At 71.1% G+C, this 6,431-nt stretch carries 7 protein-coding genes; 5 read left to right on the forward strand and 2 right to left on the reverse strand.

What is annotated here, in order from left to right:
• Positions 1-46: 46 nt before the first annotated feature.
• A complete protein-coding gene (gene ilvA, locus ACIQPR_RS02425; RefSeq protein WP_403640695.1) occupies positions 47-1,276 on the reverse strand; it encodes a threonine ammonia-lyase in 1,230 nt (409 codons plus the stop codon).
• A 163-nt stretch (positions 1,277-1,439) separates the two neighbouring features.
• Here ilvA and ACIQPR_RS02430 point away from each other — a divergent pair, with 163 nt between their 5' ends.
• From ACIQPR_RS02430 to ACIQPR_RS02440, 3 genes are all read left to right on the forward strand, one after another.
• Positions 1,440-1,937 (forward strand): MarR family winged helix-turn-helix transcriptional regulator, encoded by a 498-nt coding sequence (locus ACIQPR_RS02430; RefSeq protein ID WP_403640698.1) that lies wholly within the window; start codon positions 1,440-1,442, stop codon positions 1,935-1,937.
• Positions 1,938-2,054: 117 nt separating this feature from the next.
• Positions 2,055-2,558, forward strand: coding sequence for a sigma factor-like helix-turn-helix DNA-binding protein (locus tag ACIQPR_RS02435; RefSeq protein ID WP_403640701.1), 504 nt, complete (start codon positions 2,055-2,057; stop codon positions 2,556-2,558).
• A 25-nt stretch (positions 2,559-2,583) separates the two neighbouring features.
• On the forward strand, positions 2,584-2,832 hold the full coding sequence (locus ACIQPR_RS02440) for a hypothetical protein (RefSeq protein ID WP_403640705.1): 249 nt from the start codon (positions 2,584-2,586) through the stop codon (positions 2,830-2,832).
• Between the two features lie 36 nt (positions 2,833-2,868).
• Here ACIQPR_RS02440 and ACIQPR_RS02445 read toward each other — a convergent pair whose 3' ends face one another.
• Entirely contained in the window at positions 2,869-4,023 is a 1,155-nt protein-coding gene (locus ACIQPR_RS02445) for a cystathionine gamma-synthase (RefSeq protein WP_403640708.1), read from the reverse strand.
• Between the two features lie 140 nt (positions 4,024-4,163).
• On the opposite strand from ACIQPR_RS02445, the gene ACIQPR_RS02450 reads away from it, so the two are divergent.
• Both ACIQPR_RS02450 and msrA read left to right on the forward strand, forming a co-directional pair.
• Complete coding sequence (locus tag ACIQPR_RS02450; protein ID WP_403640711.1) at positions 4,164-5,282, forward strand: hypothetical protein; 1,119 nt, start codon at positions 4,164-4,166, stop codon at positions 5,280-5,282.
• Between the two features lie 180 nt (positions 5,283-5,462).
• Positions 5,463-6,125, forward strand: a complete 663-nt coding sequence (gene msrA, locus ACIQPR_RS02455) for a peptide-methionine (S)-S-oxide reductase MsrA (RefSeq protein ID WP_403640714.1) — start codon at positions 5,463-5,465, stop codon at positions 6,123-6,125.
• The last annotated feature ends 306 nt before the right edge of the window (positions 6,126-6,431 follow it).

The raw sequence follows: 6,431 nt of genomic DNA on the forward strand, positions 1-6,431 counted from the left end.
ATTTTCTCGAACGAGTGACGGAACAGGTGAGGAACGGGCTCCGACCTCAGTCGATGACCGTGTACCCCGCGTCGCGCAGGGCCTGGCCGACCTCGGCGCAGTGCACCGGACCCTTCGTCTCCAGGTGCAGTTCGACCTCCACTTCGGTGAGCCCGAGCCGTGGGTCGGTCCGGACGTGGCTCACATCGAGGACGTTAGCGTCCGCCACTGACAACACCCCCAGCAGCGTCGCGAGGGCCCCCGGCCGGTCCGTCAGCCGCAGCGTCACCGCGAGGTAGCGGCCCTGCGCGGACATGCCGTGGCGCAGGATGCGCTGGAGCAGCAGCGGGTCGACGTTCCCGCCGGACAGCAGCGCGACGACCGGTCCCTCGAAGCTCCGCGGATCGCTCAGCAGCGCGGCGACCGGGCTGGCACCGGCCGGTTCGACGACGAGCTTGGCCCGCTCCAGGCACAGCAGCAGCGCGGTGGACAGTTCGTTCTCGGTGACCGTGCGGACCTCGTCCACCAGATCGGCGACGATCCCGAACGGCACGTCGCCGGGCCTGCCGACCTTGATGCCGTCGGCCATCGTCGCCGGGTGCTCGATCGACAGCGGGCGTCCGGCCGCCAGCGAGGGCGGAAACGCCGCCGCGCCCGCCGCCTGCACGCCCACGATCCGCACGTCCGGCCGCAGCGCCTTCACGGCGACCGCGACACCGGCCGCGAGTCCGCCGCCACCGATCCCGACGACGATCGTGCGCACCTCGGGACACTGGTCCAGGATCTCCAGGCCGACCGTCCCCTGGCCCGCGATGATGTCCGGGTGGTCGAAGGGGTGGATGAACACCGCGCCCGTCTCATGGGCGTACTCCTGGGCGGCGGCCAGCGTCTCGTCGACCACGTGGCCGTGCAGGCGCACCTCGGCGCCGTACTCCTTGGTGGCGCTGATCTTCGGCAGGGGCGCGCCCTTGGGCATGAACACCGTGGAGCGCACACCGAGGAGGGTGGAGGCGAGGGCGACGCCCTGCGCGTGGTTGCCGGCGCTCGCGGCGACGACACCCGCGGCGCGCTCCTCGGGGAACAGTCCGGCGATGCGGACGTAGGCGCCCCGCAGCTTGAAGGAACCGGTGCGCTGGAGGTTCTCGCACTTGAAGTGCACCGGTGAGCCGACGAGCTGGCTCAGGTGCCTGCTGCCTTCCATCGCGGTCACCCGCGCCACGCCCGTGAGCATCTTCTGGGCGCCGCGCACATCGTCGAGGGTGACGGGTCGCAAGGAGTCAGCGGTGCTGTAGCTCATGACTCAAGCATCGCAGTTCACGGGCGCGCGCCACCGCTGTGACCAAGCTCCGAGACTGGTTTGCGCAGCGCCGGTACGGGCCGCCTCCCATCCGCGTACCCTGTCCCCCAACCCAGCACCCCCTTCATGAAGCGAGCCCCCGGCCATGCCCACAACACCTGAAATGTCGATGGACATGACGACCGTCGGTGAACCCGGTCTCCTCGACACGTTGCAGCACGAGGTGGCGGTCTTCGCCCGTCGTGCCGAACAGACCCGGCTCGGTGGAGTCGGACAGGTGCGCAACTCCATGGACCGCGCCGCGTATCTGCTGCTCAACCGCCTCGACAAGGAAGGCCCGATGGGCGTCAAGGCGCTCGCGGCGAGCATGGGGATCGACTCCTCGACGGTCACCCGGCAGGTGGCCCCGCTCGTCGACACCGGGCTCGTCAAGCGCACCTCGCACCCCGAGGACGGCCGCGCGGTGGTGCTGCAACTGTCCCCGCGCGGGCAGTCGCGGCTGGAGGAAGTCCGTTCGTCCAGGCGTCAGTTGATGGACGAGTTGACACACGACTGGGCGCCGGAGGAGCGCGAGACGTTCTGCGCGCTCCTCACACGCTTCAACAGCGCCCTCTCCGCGCGGATGGCGATGCCGGGCAACGAGCCGCCGTCGGCCTCCTGATCTCCCGGCGCGTGCGGCACGCGCGCGTGTCCGACTCCGGCCCCTTCGTACCGAACTCTTGACCTCACGACGGCCCTGGCCTCAGATGAGACCGGAGCCATCAGGGGGGAGGGCACGGTGCACGAACGGCAGGTGTCCCAAGGCGCCCGCCAGGCCCGGGAGTTCGAGGCGTTCGTCGCGGGCGCGGCAGGCCGGCTCCTGCATGCCGCGACCCTGCTGACAGCGGAGGCCACGGACGACAACCCGCGCGCGCGGCGCCTGTTGACCCTCTCCCTGGCCCACACCTACGCGAGCTGGGACCGGCTGCGCGGCGAGGACCCCTACGACCGTGCCCGGCAGTACCTGGCCAGCCGCTTCGCCCGCGCGGCCTGGCACCAGTACGGCGGCCTCGGCCGGGCCCGCCCGCACCCCGACAGCCCGCTGGGCGCCCTGGCACCCCAGGAGCGGCTGATCGTGGTCCTCAGGCTGTACGAGGGCGTCGCCGAGGAACAGGCCGCCGCACTGCTCGGACTGCCCACGGAGCGGGTCCGGACGATCTGCGAGCGGGCCACGGCGAGGCTGCTGCATCCGCCGCGCCCCGCGGTGCCGAAGGCGGCCGGGGCGAAGGTGGCGCCGTCATGAGGGCGCCGGACGGGGGTACGCGCGCGTGAACAGGCCCGAGCGGGAGGCGGCCGTACGGCGGATCATGGAGCGGACTCCGCCGCAGGTGCCGCCGGAGCTGTACGCGGACGTGGTGCGCCGCGGCGGCCGGATGCTGCGCCGCCGCAGGGCCGCGCGGCGGCTGATGTGGACGCTGATGTTCGCGGCGGTCGTGGCGTTCACGGTGTGGGCGCTGATGGTCCATCCCTGGGTGGAGCCGCCGTCGGAGACGACTCCACCGGTGACGGGCTGGTGAGAGCGGCGGCCCGAGCTGGGCGCCTGCCGGCCGGCCCTAGCCGAGCGCCTGCTGGAGGTCCTCCAGGAGGTCCTGCACGTTCTCGATGCCCACGGAGAGCCGTACGAGGTCGCCGGGGACCTCCAGGGCCGAACCGGCCACGGACGCGTGCGTCATGCGTCCCGGGTGCTCGATCAGGGACTCGACGCCGCCCAGGGACTCGCCGAGGGTGAACACCTTGGTGCGGTTGCAGACCTCGACGGCCGCCTCCTCGCCGCCCTCGACCTGGAAGGAGACCATGCCGCCGAAGGACCGCATCTGCTTGGCGGCGACCTCGTGACCGGGGTGGTCCGGGAGGCCCGGGTACAGAACACGCGTCACGCGCGCGTGCCGGGTGAGCATGTCGGCGACCTTGGTGGCGTTCTCGCTGTGCCGGTCCATGCGTACCGACAGCGTCTTGGCGCCGCGCAGCACCAGCCAGGAGTCGAAGGGCCCGGCGACCGCGCCCATCGCGTTCTGGTGGTACGCCAGTTCCTCGCCGAGCTCCTCGTCGGCCGCGATCAGCGCGCCGCCGACCACGTCCGAGTGGCCGCCCATGTACTTGGTCAGGGAGTGCACGACGACGTCGGCGCCGAGGGCCAGCGGCTGCTGGAGATAGGGCGTGGCGAAGGTGTTGTCGACGACGAGCCGGGCGCCCGCGTCCCGGGCGATCTGCGCGACGACCGCGATGTCGGTGATGCCGAGCAGCGGGTTGGAGGGGGTCTCCACCCAGACGACCTTGGTCTTCGGGGTGATGGCGGCCCGTACGGAGGCCGGGTCGCTGGTGTCGGCCACCGACCATTCGACGCCCCACCGGGAGACGACCTTCGCGAAGAGACGGAACGTGCCGCCGTACGCGTCGTTCGGGATGACCACGTGGTCGCCGGGGCTGAGCAGCGTACGCAACAGGCAGTCCTCGGCCGCCAGTCCGGACGCGAACGCGAGACCTCGGCGACCGCCCTCCAGGGCGGCGAGGTTCTCTTCCAGGGCGGTCCTGGTGGGGTTGGCGCTGCGGCTGTACTCGTAGCCGCCGCGCAGACCGCCGACGCCGTCCTGCTTGTAGGTCGAGACCTGGTAGATCGGCGGGACGACCGCGCCGGTGAGGGGATCGGCGGTGTTGCCCGCGTGGATCGCGAGGGTCTCGAAGTGCTGACTGATGTGCCTGTCGCTCATGGGGCCGAGCGTAGTGCGCTCGTGGGCCGGACGACGATCCGGAGGTTTTCCACAGGGTTCCGGGGCGGGGCGGCGGTGGTTTTCCACAGGGGGGCGGACCGGGTTGGCCAATTGTCGGACGCGTCTGGTTCGCTTGAGGCATGGAGATTCTCTGGGTCCTGATGGCGCTGCTCATGATGGGCTTCGTGCTGATCCCGTACCTGCGGCGCAGGCGCGGGGCGATCGAGCAGGTCTCGCCGGGCCACCCGGACGCCGCGGACCCGGCGACCTACGGCTTCGTGCGCGAGGAGGAGCTGGACATCCGGATGCCCGGCCCCGACCAGGACCTGCTGGACGTGCTCGACCTGGTGCAGCGCACGCAGGACTACCGCGCGGCGATGCAGTTGCTGGCCGGCACCGAGATCACGGGCGAGCTGCGCTGGCAGCGGGTGCAGGCCTTCGCGGGCGCCGCCTCGCTGGAATTGCAGCAGCGGCCCGGCGGGGTCAGCGAGACACCGGGCGGGCAGTGGCTGCGGGTGTGGCGGGCCGAGCACCCGAAGGACGCGGGCGGCGCGGCCGTGCACGCGGAGTTCCTGGTGCAGCAGGCGTGGCGTACGTCGACGCGGGGCACGGACGAGTTCCGGATCATCATGGAGGAGGCGAAGGACGCCTGCGGGCAGGCGGCGCTGCTCTCCCCCGGTGACCCGGTCCCGTACATCGTCGAGTTGTCGGTGGCCCGTGGACTGACGTATCCGCAGCCGGAGTTCGAGCAGTTGTGGCTGCGCATCCTGGACCGGGCACCGGCCCACATGGGGGCGCACCTGGCGGCCCTGCACTACTGGTGCGAGAAGTGGCACGGCTCGCGCGAGCTGGCGAACGCGTTCGCGGAGGCGGCTGCCGCGCGGGCGCCGCAGGGATCGCTGCTCGCCGCGATGCCGTTGTTCGCGGTCTTCGAGCACCTTCCCGAGGTGAATCTGGTCAGCAGCTTCTACCAGAGCGAGGTCGTGGTGAAGGCGATCCACGGTGCGTTGTTCGCCGTGCACGCGGCCCGCCCCGACGACCCGATGCTGGCGCACGTCCGGCATCTCCTGGTGTTCTTCCTGGTCCGCGCGGAGCGCTGGTCCGAGGCGATGAACCAGCTCATACACATCGACGGCCACGTCGGGGCCCTCCCCTGGACGCTGTCCCCCGACCCGGCGGCGGAGTTCGCGGTCTACCGGGCACTGGCGGTGGCGGGCTACGAGGCGAACGGCGGGAGTCCGGCGAGCCTGCCGCGCTGACGGCGAGCCTGGCGCGCTGACGGCGGGGTGCCGGGGAGGGGCCAGTGTGCCAGGGAGGGGGCCGGTGGGGTCCGGCGGCGGCCGGGCTGCGGTAGGCCACGGCGCGTCCGGAATTCTCACTGCCCTCCGCCCGTTCACATTTCGGGCCAGGACCCACCCCGGGGCCCGTTGGGAGAGCGCATGTTCCTGCACAGCCGTACGCCCCAGCTGCCGACGCCCGAGCAGGCCCTGCAAGGCCGGCCGGAGCCGATGTTCACGGTGCCCGACCGCCATGTCGTCCTCGGTACGCCGTTGCTCGGCCCGTACCCCGCGCATCTGGAGATCGCCGACTTCGGGATGGGCTGCTTCTGGGGCGCCGAGCGCAAGTTCTGGCAGCTCCCGGTGGGTGTGTGGACGACCCTGGTCGGCTATCAGGGCGGCTACACGGAGAACCCGCACTACGAGGAGGTCTGCTCGGGCCTGACCGGCCACACGGAGGCGGTCCGCGTGGTCTACGACCCGGCGCTGATCTCGTACGAGAGGCTGCTGAAGACGTTCTGGGAGTCCCACAACCCGACGCAGGGCTTCCGCCAGGGCAACGACGTGGGCACGCAGTACCGCTCCGCGATCCACCCCCACACCCCCGCCCAGTCAGCCGCGGCGGAAGCCTCCCGCACGGCCTACCAACAGGTCCTCACCCGCTCGGGGTTCGGGACGATCACCACGGAGATCCTGCCGGCGGAGGGGCGGGTGTTCTATCCGGCGGAGGGCCATCACCAGCAGTACCTGGCGAAGAATCCGGCGGGGTACTGCGGGATCGGGGGGACGGGGGTCAAGCTAATTGACCTGTTCGGGACGGGCTGAGGGGCGTCTTGTCCGACGGGCATCGCCCCGGCCCTAGAGGGCTCGGAGAAGTAGCCGAGACCTGACCGGTCTTGACGCGCGACTGCATGACGTGGACCAAGCCATCGTGCCTTCGGCCGACTGCTGCACGAGAGGGCGACAAGGGACGGAAAGACGGTTCTGTGAGCGAGTAATCTGAATGCATGACAGACGAGCCCGCACAGGAAAAGTCTCGGCGCATCAGCAGTAAGGTGAACTCCCTCGGCGGCGCTGCCCAGATCCAGAAGGTCGGTCTCGCGGGCGGTGCGACGAGCATCCTTGGTGAGG

It is taken from the genome of Streptomyces sp. NPDC091280 (assembly GCF_044768565.1).
Classification (GTDB): Bacteria; Actinomycetota; Actinomycetes; order Streptomycetales; family Streptomycetaceae; genus Streptomyces.